General features: G+C 60.4%; 13 protein-coding genes and 3 pseudogenes. 7 read left to right on the top strand and 9 right to left on the bottom strand.

Features of this window, described 5'->3' with window-relative positions; all coding sequences use genetic code 11:
- Nucleotides 1-86: 86 nt before the first annotated feature.
- Nucleotides 87-1853 carry a GMC family oxidoreductase gene (locus YY7_RS0138795; protein WP_028167877.1) on the bottom strand — a complete coding sequence of 589 codons (1767 nt, stop codon included), beginning with the start codon at nucleotides 1851-1853 and terminating at the stop codon, nucleotides 87-89.
- Between the two features lie 23 nt (nucleotides 1854-1876).
- Nucleotides 1877-2629 (bottom strand): gluconate 2-dehydrogenase subunit 3 family protein, encoded by a 753-nt coding sequence (locus YY7_RS54245; protein ID WP_080664033.1) that lies wholly within the window; start codon nucleotides 2627-2629, stop codon nucleotides 1877-1879.
- Nucleotides 2630-3094: 465 nt separating this feature from the next.
- Here YY7_RS54245 and YY7_RS61055 point away from each other — a divergent pair, with 465 nt between their 5' ends.
- Nucleotides 3095-3271, top strand: a complete 177-nt coding sequence (locus YY7_RS61055; protein ID WP_155255505.1) for a hypothetical protein — start codon at nucleotides 3095-3097, stop codon at nucleotides 3269-3271.
- A 548-nt stretch (nucleotides 3272-3819) separates the two neighbouring features.
- Here the strand turns inward: YY7_RS61055 and YY7_RS0138780 are convergent.
- From YY7_RS0138780 to YY7_RS63835, 3 genes and pseudogenes are all read right to left on the bottom strand, one after another.
- Entirely contained in the window at nucleotides 3820-4305 is a 486-nt protein-coding gene (locus YY7_RS0138780; RefSeq protein ID WP_035692067.1) for a GlcG/HbpS family heme-binding protein, read from the bottom strand.
- Nucleotides 4306-5038: 733 nt separating this feature from the next.
- Nucleotides 5039-5175 (bottom strand): annotated as a pseudogene (locus YY7_RS63840) (DUF1348 family protein); the annotation flags it as partial.
- A gap of 242 nt (nucleotides 5176-5417) precedes the next feature.
- A pseudogene (locus tag YY7_RS63835) lies at nucleotides 5418-5811 on the bottom strand (helix-turn-helix domain-containing protein); the annotation flags it as partial.
- A gap of 166 nt (nucleotides 5812-5977) precedes the next feature.
- Here YY7_RS63835 and YY7_RS0138770 point away from each other — a divergent pair.
- The 4 genes from YY7_RS0138770 (at nucleotide 5978) to YY7_RS0138755 (ending at nucleotide 9990) form a co-directional block, all read left to right on the top strand.
- Nucleotides 5978-6868, top strand: a complete 891-nt coding sequence (locus YY7_RS0138770) for a hypothetical protein (RefSeq protein WP_028167874.1) — start codon at nucleotides 5978-5980, stop codon at nucleotides 6866-6868.
- A 38-nt stretch (nucleotides 6869-6906) separates the two neighbouring features.
- Nucleotides 6907-7875 carry a hypothetical protein gene (locus YY7_RS0138765; protein WP_028167873.1) on the top strand — a complete coding sequence of 323 codons (969 nt, stop codon included), beginning with the start codon at nucleotides 6907-6909 and terminating at the stop codon, nucleotides 7873-7875.
- A 202-nt stretch (nucleotides 7876-8077) separates the two neighbouring features.
- Nucleotides 8078-9139, top strand: a complete 1062-nt coding sequence (locus YY7_RS0138760; protein ID WP_155255504.1) for an aldo/keto reductase — start codon at nucleotides 8078-8080, stop codon at nucleotides 9137-9139.
- The gene (locus YY7_RS0138755) at nucleotides 9139-9990 is read left to right on the top strand and encodes an amidohydrolase family protein (RefSeq protein ID WP_196237400.1); all 852 of its coding nucleotides are present in this window, start codon (nucleotides 9139-9141) and stop codon (nucleotides 9988-9990) included. Before YY7_RS0138760 ends, YY7_RS0138755 begins: the two co-directional genes overlap by 1 nt.
- Nucleotides 9991-9998: 8 nt before the next feature.
- Here YY7_RS0138755 and YY7_RS0138750 read toward each other — a convergent pair whose 3' ends face one another.
- From YY7_RS0138750 to YY7_RS0138735, 4 genes are all read right to left on the bottom strand, one after another.
- Nucleotides 9999-10859: a carbohydrate ABC transporter permease gene (locus YY7_RS0138750; RefSeq protein ID WP_155255506.1), complete on the bottom strand. Its 861-nt coding sequence runs from the start codon at nucleotides 10857-10859 to the stop codon at nucleotides 9999-10001.
- Nucleotides 10860-10950: 91 nt separating this feature from the next.
- Entirely contained in the window at nucleotides 10951-12069 is a 1119-nt protein-coding gene (locus YY7_RS0138745) for a carbohydrate ABC transporter permease (RefSeq protein ID WP_028167869.1), read from the bottom strand.
- 105 nt (nucleotides 12070-12174) lie between these two features.
- Complete coding sequence (locus YY7_RS0138740) at nucleotides 12175-13833, bottom strand: extracellular solute-binding protein (RefSeq protein WP_028167868.1); 1659 nt, start codon at nucleotides 13831-13833, stop codon at nucleotides 12175-12177.
- Between the two features lie 351 nt (nucleotides 13834-14184).
- Entirely contained in the window at nucleotides 14185-14637 is a 453-nt protein-coding gene (locus tag YY7_RS0138735; RefSeq protein ID WP_028167867.1) for an RbsD/FucU family protein, read from the bottom strand.
- 101 nt (nucleotides 14638-14738) lie between these two features.
- Here YY7_RS0138735 and YY7_RS63830 point away from each other — a divergent pair.
- Both YY7_RS63830 and YY7_RS0138725 read left to right on the top strand, forming a co-directional pair.
- A pseudogene (locus YY7_RS63830) lies at nucleotides 14739-15078 on the top strand (FGGY family carbohydrate kinase); the annotation flags it as partial.
- A gap of 179 nt (nucleotides 15079-15257) precedes the next feature.
- A partial coding sequence (locus YY7_RS0138725) for a transposase (protein ID WP_028167865.1) occupies nucleotides 15258-15784 on the top strand: 527 nt, incomplete at its 3' end.

Genomic DNA, 15784 nt, shown 5'->3' with positions numbered 1-15784 from the left:
CTCCCTGGCCGCGTTCTACTCGATGACAACCTCGCCGTTCCGAGGCGGCCCCCCATGCTGGCGCGATTGCGTGGATCCGAAGGTGCTCAGCTCGGGACCAGGCGCCCCGGCGATTTCAGATACTTCGTTGTGATCGCATCGGCCGCCCAATAGGCCAGAGCTCCGACTGTGCCCGTCGGATTGTGCGACGGGTTTTGCGGAAAGGCGCCCGCGCCCATGACAAACACGTTGGGAACATCCCAGCTTTGCAGATAGCGGTTGACAGCGCTGGTTGTCGGATCGGCTCCCATAATGGTGCCGCCTGTCGTGTGCGTCGTCTGGTACGGGACGATCGAATAAGGTCCCTTGCGATAGTTGATGCCCATTTTGTCCGGGTTCATGTGCTTGGCGATGTCGGCTGCACGATCGGTGCAGTACTTCGACATGTCCAGATCATTTTTGCTGAAGTCGAACGTCATCCTCAGCAGCGGATTGCCGAAGCCATCCTTATAGTTGGGATCGAGGTCAAGATAGTTGCCGCGCTGGGCTGTGACGCTGCCGAATGACGCGATCACGAAAGTGCGGTTATACCAGTGGGCAACCGATTGCTTCCAGCCTTTGCCCCAGCGAGGCTCGCCTGGTGGCAGGTTACGGAAATCGATCGGCCGTTGCCCCTTGCTCTCGACACAGATGTAAGAACCACCCACGAAGCCGAGCGGCCCATGATCGAAGTTGTCGTAGTTGAAATCGTCTATGATCATGGCGCACGCACCGGCGCCCATGAACGGATTGAAGACCTTGTCGTTGAAGTGCGCGGTGACGCTGCTGGACATCTGGTAGGCGTAATTGCGCCCAACGCCACCCTTACCGGTTTCAGGATCGTAGATGCGACCGATTCCCGACAGCATCATCAGTCGTGCGTTATGGAGGCCAAACGCGCAGAGGAGCACCATGTCGGCGGGCTGTTCGAACTCGCGACCTTGAGAGTCGACATAGGTAACACCGGTTGCCTTTTTGCGGCCGGAGTCGAGATTAACCTTGGTGACATGAGAAAGTGTGCGCAGCTCAAATCTAGGGTCTTTCAGCAAAAGTGGCAGAAGCGTCGATTGCGGGCTTGCTTTCGCTGACATTTCGCAGCCGAAGCGCTCGCAGAACCCGCAGTATACGCAGGAGCCCATGTCCACCCCCTCAGGGTTCGTGTAGGCCTGCGTAACGTCGGAGGATGGCTGAACATAGGGGTGAAACCCCATTTCCCGCGTGGCATCCTCGAACATCTTCATTTGAAAGCTGCGCTTCATCGCCGGATTCGGATATTCGCGCGCACGAGGTCCTTCGAACGGATTTCCGCCGTCCTGGATCACGCCTTTGATGTTGCCGGCCTTCCCGGCCGTGCCGCAGAGATATTCGAAGCGGTCGTAGTAGGGCTCCAGTTCGTCGTACGTAACCGGCCAATCTTGTATCGTCATTTCGTCGGGAATGAACGTCTTCCCGTATCGTTCGCGATAATGGCTGCGGATCCTGAATTCGCTCGGCGCAAACCGATAGTGCTGCCCATTCCAGTGGACACCTGCACCGCCCACACCGTTTCCCGGCAGGAACGATCCCCAGCGCCTTATCGGCAGCGCTGTCTGGTCAACGCTGTTGCGGAACGTGAGAGTCTCGCGGGACGCGTCCTGCATCAGGTCATGACGAATGGCGAAACGCAGTTCGTCATGTATCATCGGCGCGGCAAAGTTCGGGATCGTGTCGCGCATCCCGCCGCGCTCAATCGCCAGCACGTTGAGTCCCGCTTTTGTTAGTTCCCTCGCCAGCACAGCCCCGGTCCAGCCAAAACCTACAATGACTGCGTCGACGGGTTTCAACTTCGTCGCCATCGGAATTCTCCTTCGATCTGAGATCAGCTCAAGTCAGCGATGCTTTGACTTGGTTCGGTGTAAGGCTTGTTGTAAGTCGTCTCGATCAGGTCGACGAAGTTACCGGTCGCCCCGCTATAGCCGATCATCTTCCATGCAGCCTTGTCGCGATTTCCGCCGTAAGCGGGATCGCTGAAAAAGCCTTCCATCACGTTCTGATAAAGCAGATCGAGGAAGAGGCCAGCAGGAAGCGGTCCCGAATCCGCTTTGCCCGTGCCGAGATCATTTAAGACCTCATCGCGCTGACTTTCCGTGATCGATGGAAAGTCCTTGCCGTATGTCTTGATGCAGTATGCGTTGATCGCCGGGATGGCGGCGCGATAAGCTTCCGCAGGAGAGAGGCGAACCTGCCACCCTTGTTGGGGCACCCCAGGGTGCCATGGACCTTGCATAAACATTTTACCGCCTTGCCCGAATCCGCCTGCCAATTGCTGGTCGATGAAATAGGCAATGCCCAAATCGACGCCGCTGGCCGTCAAGTCATCGGCTGGAATCATATGATTGACCGCCGCCTCGACCCAGGTGGCCTCATCGGGATTGAGAAACGTGTAGGCGCGCTTCTCGAGTGGTGTGGAAGTTGCAGTCTGTGCGGGTGAGGATGCTTGAACAGTCTGCGTCCCGCCCATCTGCTTTGCATGCTCTGCCGATGCGGGTTGTGGGGCGACTGATCCGCCAGTTACGCCGACGACTCCAATGACGCCCGCTCCAACAACGAATTCACGACGCTTAATGCTCATGGCTGACCTCGCCTTTCAAGTTGTGGACGGCCGCAAAGTGTCAAGCGCCGCCGGAGTGTCAACAGCTCGCGCTGTCCATCATATTTAGGTATAGCGCAGGCAGCAGACGGAAAATTTGTAATCGTGTGGCTTCCCAGCACCGTGCAATGCGGTGCGAGGACATGTCGGTGAGCACACCGGGCGCTTCGCGATCAGCGCTGACGCCGGGGATCGCTCTGATAGGATTTTCCGTTGGGCAACGCCGATTCCACCGCTAGCCTCCCCCAGATGGTTCGAAATAGTAATGCTGAGACCGAACGAGTCATTCCACATCGCCCGAATTCCGCCGGTCGGATTGCGCGCGGCGCGATTCGCGGTCCCAGGCCGTTTACGATTTCTTCACGAGCGGGCATCCGCCGTCCTCTCCATCGGCCTGAAGGCGAAGGCCTCTTCCCCTGGCTGCCATTGTCGGCATAGAGCGACGACATGTCAGTCAACACGCCGATCCTGATTGGTCCGTTCTGTGCGCCGGCCGACGTCGCCAGCGCCCGTCGGAGCGACATGTGCGCGCCACTTCGAGCCGATCTCACCGAGACCTGCATCCTTTTCTCCTCCCATCCCAGTACGAGGAAGCTTGGCCAGAATGGCGCGGCGCGGAAGTGAAAGTTTTTCAGGGTGGTCCTGAACCGCCTTCAAGTGACCGGCGAACGTCGCCACGGCCGTATGCTCTTGAGCAATCCGATCAGTTGCTCCGCCGAACGTCGGCACAACGCTGCGGGAGCGAGCAATCCGTCCCCTGGCGCTCAGATGCAACGTCATCAGCTTGAGTTTTAGGACCCTGGTTTTCGTCGCGGTCGGAAGGGATGATTCTGGCAGGCTCGTCGTATCCCGAGCGGCGGCTGCAGAAGAGAAGAGTCATCAATCCAGCCCCAACGATCAGAGAAAAGAGTATACCGATTGTCATCGCGAGGTAGCCTGAAGGAGGAACACCTGTTTCTGCTCCTGACTACCACCCCAAGTACGCAACCACCGTCGCGACGGCCAACAAAGCCAACAGGATGCCGATCGGGACGTAACCACCGATGCCTATGGTTCGGGCACGCGATCTCCCGCCAGATCGACTCTCACCTGACGATCCAAATCTTGATCATGCTGAGCTTTCCTGAAGTGGCGAGAATATGCCTCAGCACTTTCTGGTGTGAGGATCAGAGCTAACGCGCAAGCGCTGCAAGTCCCGCCTGCGCAATCTGAACATCATGATCGGGGGTATCAAAGCTTGCGCCAATACCGCCGACGACCTGCCCATCGACGAGGATCGGCAGACCGCCCTTCATCTCCGTGAAATCGCGCGCCGTAACTGCTGCAAAACGACCCTGATTGATTGCATTTTCGAGCGTTTCGGTCGGCTTCTTGAAAAGCGCGGCCGTTCGCGCTTTTCCCGGCGCTAACTCCACGCTAGCCACGTAGGCCGCGTTGTCCATTCGTAGCAATAGGATAGGCCAGCCGCCATCGTCGACAACGGCGATCACGCCGGCAAGCCGATTCCGCTCTGCTTCTGCTTTAGCGGCTGCAACGATCTTCTCCGCGGCGGCTAAAGTGAGGACTTTCTTGTCCAGGAATTGAGCTGCTGTACCATGAGGCTGAAGCGCGAACGCAACCAGGCTGGTCAATAGCGTAACTCGGCCGAGCTTCTGCATGGACTTAGTCTCCTTAGGTGCGGGCTCGCAAATCCGACGCGATGCATACTTAGAGCGGAAAGCCTCTAGGGCTAGATCCTTATGAGAGGTGCAATTCTGGGGACGATGCGGCATGGGTGGCCAGGGGTCACCTTTTGAAGTTAGTATTTACGGTTTTGGAGCTCTCGGGAAGTGCAGCGATTTCACTCATCGGATGAACACAATGCACTATGACTTTTAGCGAGCAAAACGACACCGTCCGCCCGCCCCGACTGCCGACGCAGTGGGGCCAGTCAGATACGTTGAGTAAAGCGCAAACGAGGTGTCGCCCTCAATCTCTCGATTTAACGGTTAGCCGGACCGAGAAACGCGCTATCGATCACGTCACCTATTGGCTGCCACAAGCTGGCATCAAACTGCACAAGACGGACCTGCTTGATCGGCCGAAAGTCGTTTGGACGAGTACTGATCTTAATTCCCGGGAGTGTGACTGAACTCTGAAAATCCTTGAACGACGTGGCCTGTCGCGTGATGTTTCACGCGAGAGATCATCGCCACATTGTTCGAGCATTCGGGACACGGTTTCGGCAGCAGCATAACCAAAAAGGACGTTGCTATCTTGCCTGTCGCCATCGGAATAGTACTTGTCCATGAACGCTGAGGATCGCTTTATTGCATCGTCATCCTTCCAGGCCGGATCGGCTAGATCTTTCAAGAACGACGTAGAGACGACTCCCGCGGTGTTCTGCACGCCAGCCTGGTTACGCCACTGACTGTGAGGGGTATATGCAAGCGCTACTTGGCGGGATCGCGGCCGTTCCAAGCGTTTTCAGCGAGCCGGACCTTCTCGATAGCGGTTGCTTCGGTGAACGGGGGTAAGGGCGGACGCACGGATCATTTCTCCCGCGGGCTTCATTGCGTTGAATCTCGCGTGTATCTCGCTCAGTGCATCGGTCCTGCGCAATGAAGGTGATCCTGCGTATCTGGCCAGCGGCACGTCGTTTCATGCCAACCGGAGCTTTCTGCCGCGCGAATAGCATTCGCGAGACGAGCTGCTTTACGACCACGTTCTCTGTTCTGCCGCCCTCGCGCAAAATGCGTCGAATCCGTCGAAGGTCACCGACGCTAGCTGATTCCTCTTTCCGAAAACTTGCCTGATCCTGCGCTGGCGTTACCCCAAGACGCGCGGTAAACACGATCCGCATCCGGTCCGCTGAGGCCGAAGCCGCAGTCATATGCCACCGCCTTCAACGGCAGGTCGCTTCCTCCCAGCTTCAGGCGCGCCGCATCGACACGAGCACGCTCGATGAATTCGTGCGGCGTAATTCCGGTCTCCTGGACGAAATGTCGCGCAAAATTCCGGGGGCTCATCCTTGCCGCCCCAGCGAGAGACTCCAGCGTGTGGCGGCCTCCATATTGACCATGACGTGTTCCTGGACCCGCGCGATCGGAGAGGCCGGATCGGCAGGCGCACTGAGATACGGGCTGAATTGGGACTGCCCCTTGACGCTGGGCGACCAACACCAGGGCGAGGTCCCCGGTGGGTGAGAGGGCGCGCGCCCCGGTGCCGATCCGCCGCTCGCGTGGCTCGCCGATCAGGTTGGCCCCGAACGTGTCCGAGAGTCCGCAGACGATCGTCTTGGCCAATTTCGCGGTTGGCTGGTATTCCGTTTCCCAGACGACGAAGGGATACATGGAAAATAACGGCGGCCATGTCCTCGCGCCGCTCACGGTGAACCTGACGGGCGGCACGATCACCATCAACAACGCTTTCCCCGCCTCGTTCGAGAACGTACCCAACCTCCCGTCTAGCAATCCGCAGACCGTCCAGATCGCGCAGATGCCCAGCGGATGGACGCTGGAAAATCTACCGCTACCCTCCGAAGACTACAGCCAGGTCGTCACCGGCGCGCTCACCGGGTGGGGCGTCCACGCCGTGCTCTGGCAGGGGCAAGCTTGGGCGATCTCGCCGTCGGCGCTGCCCTCGGCATCCGGATATGAACCCAGCACTTGGACGATCAACCAGCCTAAGGTCATCAACACGAACGGCGGCACGCTGACCGTCGTCGCGCCGATCTCCGGGCTGGGCGGCCTCCACAAATACGGCGAAGGCACGCTCCTGCTCACCAACACGAACCAGCTGATAGGACACAACACCGTAGGCGCTGGGACGCTGGCAAGTACCCGGACATCCGCCACACCATTTGGCAGCTTCAGGGTGACGGTGACGAACGGCGGAATACTCGAGCTTCGTTCGGACGGCGCGACGGTCGATGTGCAGATCGCCTCGGGATCTCTGGCGACGTTCGTCATCGGCTCTACGGGAGGCGCCTTGCAGCTTTCCGGAAGCGGCAACTATCGCGTCGTAATCGGGGGCAATGACGACGGTACCCTGAGGAACATTGTCCGCAACTCCGGCGGAACACTTGTTATCGTGCCGGGCGGCGGCATGGCCCAGCTTGGGCTGACGCAACAGGTGTTCGTGGCAGGAACGGGAGCAAACCTGCCCATCGTCACGAACGGGATCGTCGTTCCCTACATTCTCGGAGAGGACGACGACGCGGCCAGCTCGGCAAGTTCCTGACCTATTCGCCCTCCGAGGGCTTCGCGCGCGCGGCGACCGTGTCGTCGACGGATGTCAGCATCAACGACGTTCCGGCCGATGCCGTCTACGAGGTCGTCGACAGCCAGGCGGCCGAGAGCTGCGGTGTGCCGCAGGTGGCGGCGCTCGAAGTGAACGGCGGGGCGATTACGGGCGGCGATGCGAGCATTCTGGTCGGAAGCCAGGCGAGCGGCGACGCCGCGGGCCTCATCATGAACGGCGGCAGCATCGCTACTGCGAGCCTTTCGTTCGGCGCGGCAGAAGGCCTGATCTACACCAATGCTACCGGCGGTAGTTCGCAGATCGCAGCCGCCATCGAGGGGTCGGCGGGCCTGACGATCTTCGGTCCCGGCACGCTGACCCTGAGTGCAGACAGCAGCGGCACGCTTTCCGGTCTGATCAGGGTCAATGGGGGTACGCTGATTGCCGGCGGTACCGGTGGATCAGCAACGGGTGCCGGCGAGGTGCTGGTATCCTACGCGGCGACGCTGGAGGTCGCCGGCACGGTGACCGGCGCGGTTGTTGTCGGCGAGTCGGGCACACTGTTCATGAACGGTGGGACGGTCTCGGGCCCGGTCACCATTGCAGCGACCAGCACCGATTCGCCTGCTCCCGGCGGCATACTACAAGGGAGCGGAACAATCAGCGGGACCACCTCCATCGGCATCATCCAGTCAGGCCCGCAGGCTGGCCTGATCACGTTCACCGGCGAGACCACTATGACCGGCGACGCGCGCTTCTATTGGCGGCTGCAGAAGCTCGTGGACGATGCGGATCCCGGAGCCGGACCTGGGATCTACTGGAACGCGCTGCAGTTCAACTCGCCGGATACGAACCTCGGCACCAAGAATCGCGACACGACAGGCCGAGCGCGCGCTCAAGGCGGGCAAGCGCCTCGGCTAGCCGAAAGCCCCTTTTCTGGCCGTAGCTCAAGTGGTGGGCTTTGGCCCAGGAGGGTCGAAAATGCTTTATCTTTCAATGATGATTAACTGACACTCTCCGCCACTACACATGTGAGTGGTGTCCAGTTGGTGTCTCATCGATGTCGACGACAAACCCTGTCCGTGGCAAAATCAGTATTCAGCCAGGGCAATCCCCTTAACGGGTGGTCGCGGCTGGGCAATCGCCGCCAGGGTTTGCCGTCAGCGGAAATAGTCAGGTGAAGAAAAGGCGCATCGCCGCGACTGGGCAATGGGCCGTAAAGAGCCGGTCAATATGAAACCAGTATTTGCAGTGCCGCGCCGTGTCCTTGGTCAGACGCGGCTTCAGGTTTCGGTCCTGGGACTCGGAACCGCGCCGCTAGGTGATCTCTACGTCCAACTGGATGACGACACGGCCATCGAGACGGTGAAACGCGCGTTCGAACTGGACATCAATCTCCTCGACACCTCTCCGCTCTATGGCAACGGCCTTGCCGAACATCGTTGCGGCGCTGCGATCAGGCGCGTGCCGCGCCGGGACATCGTCGTTTGCACCAAGGTCGGTCGTTGGATGGACCCATTTCACGGACGAGGTGACGGTTCCGGCTTTGTAGGAGGGCTGCCGCATCGGGCAGTGGTCGATTATTCCTATGACGGCACCATGCGTTCTGTAGAACAGTCGCTGTTGCGGCTAGGGACCGAACGGTTGGACCTGTTGCTGATCCACGACGTCGACGTCTGGACTCATGGTATCGACGCGATCGACGAGCGGTTTCGCGAAGCGATGGCTGGCGCATACGTGGCGCTGGACCGGCTTCGCGGAGAGGGCATTGTTGCGGGCATAGGGATCGGCGTGAACGAGGCCGAGATGTGCGTGCGTTTCGCGCAAGCCGGATCATTCGATACGATGTTGCTCGCCGGGCGCTATTCCCTGCTGGAGCAACCGGCGCTGGCAGAGTTTCTGCCGCTTGCGCAGCAACAGGGAATCAGTGTGTTGCTCGGCGGCATATTCAATTCAGGTATTTTGGCGACCGGCGCAGTGAGCGGTTCCAAATACAATTATCGGGATGCGCCACCGGCGATCCTGGCAAAGGTGGCGCAGATCGAACGCGTTTGTCATGCGCATGGCGTTGCCCTGCCAACCGCGGCGTTGCACTTTGCTCTGGGCCATCCCGCGGTGGCGAGCGTTGTGCTGGGCGGCCAGAGCCCGCAGGAGGTCGAGCGCAACGTCGCCGCGCTATCCAGCAAGGTGCCAACCGAGCTTTGGGCCGATCTGAAGGCCGAGCGCCTGCTGGATGCGGAAGCGCCCGTTCCGCTGTCGGTAGCCGGCTGATGCGGATCGATGCGCATCACCATCTGTGGACCCTAGCTCGGGGCGACTATGGCTGGTTGACGCCCGCACTGGCACCGATCCATCGTGACTTTTCCCTTTCGGACCTGGAACCGCACCTCGCTGCCGCGAAGATCGAGGGGACGATTTTGGTGCAGGCTGCACCAACGGAGGCGGAGACCATCTTTCTGCTCGACATCGCGGCGGAGGCGCAGGTGGTGCGGGGCGTGGTCGGCTGGATGGATTTCGACGCAGCCGACGGCGAGGCGCGCATTGATGCTCTCGCCGCACGCGAACACTTGGTTGGGTTGCGGCCGATGGTGCAGGACATTCCCGATGACGATTGGCTGCTTCGCCCTGCCTTGGCGTCGCTACTGGCGGCTATGGCCCGAAACAGCCTGGTGTTCGACGCGCTGGTGCTGCCGCGCCATTTGCCGCGACTGCTGCGGCTGGTCGATGATCATCCCAATATGCAGTTCGTGCTCGACCATTGCGCCAAGCCTCGACTTGCGACCGGCGAGATAGCAGATTGGCAGGGCGATATCGCGCTGCTTGCCCAACGCCCCAACATCGTCTGCAAGATATCGGGATTGGTGACAGAGGCCGCACCGGACTGGCAAATTGCGGATCTAAGGAAAGCGGTGGATCATGTCGTGGCGTGCTTCGAGCCACATCGCCTGCTATGGGGAAGCGACTGGCCGGTGGTCAATCTGGCAGGCGGTTATGAAAAATGGTTTGCCGCCGCCGAGACCCTTCTGGCAGGTCTGTCGCCGGATGAAAAGGCAGCTACTTTCGGGGGTAACGCGGCGCGCATCTATCTCTCAAGCCGGGGACGGAATGTTGAAGCCAATTAATCGCCTGGCTACTTTCCTGCGCCCGTGGTCAAACCGCTGACAATGTAGCGTTCAAGAAATATCCCGACGATGACGAGCGGAGCGATTGCCGCGGTCGACAGCGCCGCCATGGACCACCAGTTGATGCCCTGCGAGCCAGTCTGGCTCGCCACCATGACAGGCAGGGTTTTCGCGTCCGTACTGGTCAGCAGCGCCGCGAAGAAGTATTCGTTCCAGCACAGCACGAGCGAGAGGATGAATGCAGCCGCCATTCCGGGAACGGAGAGCGGCAACACGATGCGAATGAATGCGCCCCAGATCGAAAGGCCGTCCACGAAAGCCGCTTCATCGAGTTCGATCGGGATCGAATTGAACTGGTCGCGCATAATCCAGACGACAATCGGCAGAACTGTCAGCGTATAGAGCAAGATAAGGCCAAATCGCGTGTCGAGCAGGGCCAATGCCTTGTAGAGAACGAGGAACGGCAGCGCGAGCACGACCGGCGGCAGGATCAACTGGGACATAAAGAAGAACAGGATGTCGTCGTTGCGCATCCAAGCGAATTTGTAGCGGAAGCGGCTCAGACCATAGGCCGCCAGCGATCCGAGGATCAGCGCCAGCAAGGACGCGCCGACCGACGTGATGATACTATTGACGAAACGGTTCACGAATTCGGAGCGGGCCGTCGAGGTCCCGAACAGTGTATCCGGCGACAGGCCGAGCGAGCGCCATCCCTTCCAGTCCGGCTGAAAATCGACCCAAGGGATCAGGTGGGCTTGCGTCACATCGACCGCCGATTTGAACGAGGTCGTGACGGTCCAGTAGATCGGAAACAGGCAGATGAAGGTCCAGAGCAGCAACGCGGCATAGATCAGCGCGCGGCCCAGCATCCGCTTGGCGCGCGGCGCGGAGGAATGCTTCAGGGCCGGGTTGGATGCCACACTCGACATAGCCAATCGCTTAAACTCCCTTGGTTGGGTCCTAGACGACCTTCTGTGTCCAGCGCTTCGACAGTCGCAACATGATCGTCAGCAGCACGATGATCAGCAGCAGATAGACCATAGCGAGCGCCGTGCCGTATCCGACGTTGGAGCGGTCGCGGTAGACCCGGTAGATGAAGCTCGACACCGTGTCGGTGGCGCCGCCGGGGCCGCCGGCCGTCACGTTGATCACGATGTCGGCGAGCTTCAGCTTGAAGATGACGCGGATGATCAGGACGGTGATGCTGACCGGCAGCATGATCGGGAATGTGACGTGCCAGAATGATTGCCAGCCATTCGCGCCGTCGACCTTGGCCGCTTCCTGCACCTCCTTCGGCATCGCTTGCAGGCCTGCGAGCAGAATGATCATGATGAAGGGGATCGAGACCCAGGCGTCCATCGCCTGGATGCTGAAGCGCGCCATCCACGGCGAGGCGAAGAACGCCGGGTTGTCCCAGCCGAGATAGCGCGCCAGCGTCGCCGCCGGACCGAATCGGTACTCCAAAAGCGACTTGCCGATCATCCAGCTCACTGCGACGGGACTGAGCATCATCGGCAGCAGGAAGACCACTCGGAAGAATTTTCGCGCCCGGATATCGGCGCTGAGCAGGAGCGCCAGCCCGAACGCGATCGCGTACTCGCCGAGCACCGCAACCGTGTAGAAGACCATGTTGCCGAGCGCGTTCCAGTAGTAGGTGTCGTTGAACATGCGTGCGAGATTATCGAAGCCGCTGAAGCGCGGGCCGTCGACTGAGCTGAGATTCCAGTCGAGCGATGCGATGTAGAGCCCGAAGATGGTCGGGAAGATCACGACGGCAATGGTGAAGAAGACGGCCGGAAGCAGGAACAGCGCGCGCTGCCCACCCTCGCCGCGGGTCAGGATCTGCCCGGTTCCGAACGCGAAGGCCCAGAGCAGATAGGCGACGAGAATCGGGCGCCAGTCAGAAAACCCTATCGCGGTCGCCCCCAGTGCGTGCAATAGCTGGATGAGCAGCACGAGCAGGAAGCCGAGGGAGGCCAGCAGAACAACCGCCCGGCCAGCGGCCTTCCGGCTGCGAGGTGCGGGCCCGGTCGCGTGCTTGTCATGTCGGTTATCGCTCACGAGTACGGAGTTCTGCATCGAGATAAAACTCTGCCGAAGTTCGGCTCCGATTCTGCCGCCGGGCAAGCTTTCGGCTGGCGCCAGCAGCGCCAGCCGAGGATGACAGGTCCCGCGGGGACGACGCTACGCTCCGAGCGAGGCCTTGTAGAGCCCGATCTGCCGCTCGCGGCCGATCTGGTCGGTCAGCTTCTCCCAGCCGGCGGCGATGTTGTTCGCGCCGGTCTGGGCATCGACCTTACCGGCGAAGATCTTTGTCAGCTCGTCTTCGGCGATGCTGTAGTACTGGAAGATGCCGGGGATGCGCGGCTCCACTGCGCGGTTCGGATGATTGTAGGAGCCGAGCTGCGAGTTCAGATAGGAAGTGATGTATTTGCGGTGGTAGCCCGCGGCCACCCACTCGTCGAATTGGAAGTGGCTGGTCCGATGGGCCTGGAAACCCGACGGATACATCACCATCCAGAGCGACAGGTCCTTGCCGCCGAGGTGCGCGGCCGCGCTCCACGCCGCCTTGTGCTTCTTCTCGTCGCCATTGACTCGCGCCATGACGTAAACGCCCCAGCCGAGATAGGCGCAGTTCGGCGCATGGTTCGGGCCGCCCGCGAGCTTATCCCATTTGCCGGTCTTGGAGTTATAGACATCTTCCGACCCCGGCAGGATGTCGAAGCCGACGACGTCGCCGACCACGGAGGTGTCGCTCGCCTTCGCCACCTGGCCGATGTCGCCCCACCAGGGAATCATCGAGCCGATGCCAGCCAGAAATTGCTGGAAGCCCGTGGTGTTCGGATCGGCATTGAGCTGATCGGCAGGTTCGAACGGCAGCGCGTCGATCACGTCCTGAATGGCGCGCACCCAGGCCGGATTGTTGATGCGCGGCTTCATCGTGTCGACGTCGAACAGCCAGGCCTTGTCATCGGGATGCTTTGCATAGGCCGAGGCGCGGCTCGCCAGGAAATAGAAGCCGAACCCGCCCCAGGGCTTCGGTGCGTCGAGATAGCCGAACGCGTTCTGGTTCTTGATCTTCTTGCCCTTGAGGAATTTGGTCACCGCCTGCACCTGCTGCCAGGTTTTCGGCACGCCCCATTCGCTCGAATTGCCCGCGTCTTTCCAGGCCTTGGCGAGGGCTGGGTCGGAGAAGACGTCGGTGCGGTAGTTAAAGTTGTGGCAATCGCCGTCGATGGTGATGCGATAGGTCTTGCCGTTCCAGGTGCCGACCGGCGGCTTTAGGTAATCGACATAATCGTCGACATCGATCTGCTTCTTCACCCAGTCCGGCATCTCCGACGCCAGACCCTTGCCGCAGACGTCGCCTTCGAACGGCGCGCCCATCTCCAGAATGTCGAAGTCGACCGTGCCGGTCGCGATCGCTTGCTGCAAACGCGGGTTGTAGTCGGCTTGGGCGAGATCGATCCAGGAAATTTTCGCACCGGTATACGCTTCCCATGGCTTCAGGAAGCCGCGGAACAGGAGATTGTGCAGGTTCTGATTGTTCAGCCCCATGAAGGAGAGCTCGACGCCCTTGAATTCGCCTTCCTTGATGCTCGCCTTGGTCGGGCCGAGGCACCGCTCGCCGACTTTCTGCCAGTCGGCGTCGGTTGGCGCACCTTTGCCGACACCGGGAATTTGCGTGATTTGGGCGCGCAGATTGGCTTGGGCCAAGGCAAGCTCGGAGAATGTGCCGAGCGCGCCCGTCGTGCCTAATGCGGCGGCGCTGGCGGCGCCTTTCAGCACCGTGCGCCGGTTCGGCCGGAGTGCGGGATGCTGATCATGCTCTTGCTGTTTCACCACGATACCCTCCCATCGTTGACTTTCTTGATGTCAAGTTTGGACCGCCTGGGCACCATGACGTGACGCTCGCGAACTTCCATGCCGTGGTATGGTGACAGAGGTCCGTTCGAGTATGCAACGGCGCACTTCAATGTCAACGAAAGCGAGTGAACTTGAGGCCGCGTACGTGTCGACCTGAACGACGGAGACAACCGTCGATGATGCCGCGCTGCAAGATGGATAATCAGGCGAGACGACGTGCAGCGTCGATCATGTTCTTCCGGCCAGCGTGAATTAGTTGGTTCCGGACGGCGGCATCATCCCGGTGTTATATTTATGCCGGACGTATTGTGCAGCGTCGGCGCTCGGTCAGGCGTCGGGCGGGATGACGCCCTTCTTGAAGATGAAGCAGCCGTAGAAGCGCCGCTCGCCGGTCTGGATCACGCAATAGGATTTCTTGGCGAGTTCATAGAAGGCAAACCGCTCGACCGACCCCATTGGAAACGAGCGTTCTTCCGCGGCATCGATTGCGGCCTGGACCTCTTGCTGCACCGGCGGGATTTCGTCCGGCTGGCCGACGATCTCCATGCGTGACGCCGGCTTGTCGACAAAGCTGTCGAGCGGCAGCACCGACAGGATCGCGCGCGCGGCGCGGCCGGTTGTGACGTTGTCGATGCGCAACAGCCGCCCAAGTACGGTTTGGCGGGCGACGGAGTCAGCGGGGAAGTTGGTGTCGCAGAGGACGAGATCGTCTCCGTGTCCCATGGACCGCAGGGCGTAGAGTACATCCGCATTGAGAAGAGGGTCGATCGATTTCAGCATGCAGCGCCTCCCTTGACGCGCGATCAGCCTTCTTGGATTGATTGGACTATCCGACGTCGCGGCGCCGTCGTCCATACCGACGTCAACAATTGTAAGCATCCATGTATCTCGGCATCGATCTCCACCTCGGCGGGTCAAGACCGTTCGCGTTGATGGCGCCCAGCGCGTGATTGCAAGCGAGAGCCAGCCGTTGACGACCGCCTCGCCGCAGCCCGGCTATTTTGAGCAGGATCCCGCGCAGTGGATCGATGCGACCTTTGTCACGCTGGATGCCTTGAAGGCAACGCATGCCGGCGAGCCAGCGGCGGTCGATTGCATTGGACTGTCCGGCCAGATGTATGGTGCCACGCTGCTCGATGTGAGCTCAAGGCCGTTACGGCCTTGCATCCTCTGGAATGACGGACAGAATGTCGGATCCTGGAACAACGCTGGCCCTGTGTGTACCGCAAACCTGATCCGAGTGTGATGCCGCGTTGGAATCGCCTCTTATGTCCGTTGTCAACGGCCGGGCAACAAACTCTTCTCTCCCGGGGGGACGCCACAGGATTTGCTTCCGACCCTGGCTGTGTGAAAAGCCACGAGTCGGCTACGATTCCTCCGTTTCCTGATTGGGGATACGGATGGGACGCTTCGTTGAAGGCGCGGACAGATCCCAGCTGACGCTCTTGCCGGAATGCCTGGAGGATTGGGTAAGCGAGGACAACGCGGTCCATGTGATCGATGCGTTCGTCGAGACGCTCGACCTGCATGGAATGGGGTTTGAGCGCGTGATCGCGAAGGAGACGGGCNGGCCCTCCTATCATCCGGCAGTCCTTCTGAAGCTTTACGTCTACGGTTATCTCAATCGGGTGCAATCCNGTCGCCGCCTGGAACGTGAGGCGTGCCGCAATATCGAGGTGATGTGGCTGATCGGCCGCNTGGCTCCCGATCACAAGACNATCGCCGATTTCCGGAAGGACAATGGCGCGGCGATCCGCAAGGTTTGTGCGAAGTTCGTTGCCCTGTGCCNGCAAATGGGCCTGTTGCAGACCCCAAGCGTCGCAATCGACGGCAGCAAGTTCAAGGCGGTGAACAACCGCGACCGCAACTTCACGCATGCCAAGATGGCGAGGCGGATGGCGCAGATCGAGGAAAGCGTCGGTCGATA

It is taken from the genome of Bradyrhizobium elkanii WSM2783, from assembly GCF_000472865.1.
Taxonomy (GTDB): domain Bacteria; phylum Pseudomonadota; class Alphaproteobacteria; order Rhizobiales; family Xanthobacteraceae; genus Bradyrhizobium; species Bradyrhizobium elkanii_A.
The sequence above is the reverse complement of the archived record's forward strand: the minus strand, read 5'-3'. Positions and strand labels throughout refer to the sequence as shown.